Annotated in this window: 1 protein-coding gene and 1 pseudogene; both read left to right on the forward strand. The window is 71.1% G+C overall.

All coding sequences use genetic code 11. The annotated features are described in order from the left end of the window. Positions 1–618: putative zinc-binding metallopeptidase (locus tag NH287_RS15055; RefSeq protein ID WP_253036258.1), on the forward strand; the 618-nt coding region annotated here is incomplete at its 5' end. Positions 619–691: 73 nt separating this feature from the next. After that, positions 692–1,205, forward strand: a pseudogene (locus NH287_RS15060) (23S rRNA (adenine(2503)-C(2))-methyltransferase RlmN); the annotation flags it as partial.

Consider the following 1,205-nt stretch of genomic DNA (forward strand, 5'->3'; position numbering starts at 1 on the left):
TGCTTCGACATGCTGTCGAGCGTGGAGGAGAACGTCGTCATCGGCCACGCCGACGGTGTCATCACGATCGACCTCGCCGAGGGCGACGACGCGCACCGCGTGAAGGTGCAGTCCGAGCTCGACGAGCCCTACCGCACGATGCTGGGCCACCTGCGCCACGAGGTCGGCCACTACTTCGAGTCCGTGCTCGTGCGCGGCGAGGAGCGGATGGACGCGTGCCGGGAGCTCTTCGGCGACGAGTCGAAGGACTACCAGGCCGAGATCGACCGGCACTACAGCGAGGGCCCGCCGGAGGACTGGCAGGAGTCCTACATCAGCACCTACGCGACGATGCACCCGTTCGAGGACTTCGCGGAGACCTTCGCGCACTGGATGCACATCAGCGACACCGTCGAGACCGCGCGAGCCTACGGCCTGACCACGGTCGACCCGAGTGCCTTCACCCTGTTCAGCGACCTCGTCACGGGCGTCTGGATCCCGCTGTCCACGGCGCTCAACCAGATCAACCGGGCGATGGGCGCAGACGACCTCTACCCGTTCGTCATCCCGCCGCCGGTGCTCGACAAGCTCGACTTCGTCGCCGCCCTGGCGCGAGACCCGCACCCCGTCCCGGCGTGAGCCGGCCCGGCCCGGCCCGCGCGTTTCGACAGCGCTGGGGTCGGGCTGGGAGGATGGTGCGGTGAGCGAGCCCATCAAGACCCTGCCGCTCGTCCTCGAGCCCCCGCGCGGTCGCGGGAAGCCTCCGCGTCACCTCGCGGACTTCTCCGCCGACGAGCGCAAGGCCGCGGCCGAGGAGCTCGGCCTGCCCGCCTTCCGGGTGAAGCAGGTCGCGCACCACTACTTCGCGCGCCTGCAGCGGGACCCGGAGGCCATGACCGACCTCCCGGCGGCGCAGCGCGACGCCATCGCCCAGGCCCTGCTCCCGCCTCTGCTGTCGACCGTCAAGGTCCAGGAGGCCGACCAGGGGACGACCCTGAAGACGCTGTGGCGCCTGTTCGACGGCGCCCTCGTGGAGTCGGTGCTGATGCGCTACTCCGAGCGCGCGACGGTGTGCGTGTCGAGCCAGGCCGGCTGCGGCATGGCCTGCCCGTTCTGCGCGACCGGCCAGGGCGGCCTGCAGCGCAACATGAGCACGGCCGAGATCGTCGACCAGGTCGTCGACGCGGCCGCCGCGATGGCGCACGGACGGGTCGCCGGTGGCCCGG

The organism is Microbacterium sp. CnD16-F (assembly GCF_024124465.1).
GTDB classification, from domain to species: domain Bacteria; phylum Actinomycetota; class Actinomycetes; order Actinomycetales; family Microbacteriaceae; genus Microbacterium; species Microbacterium gawkjiense.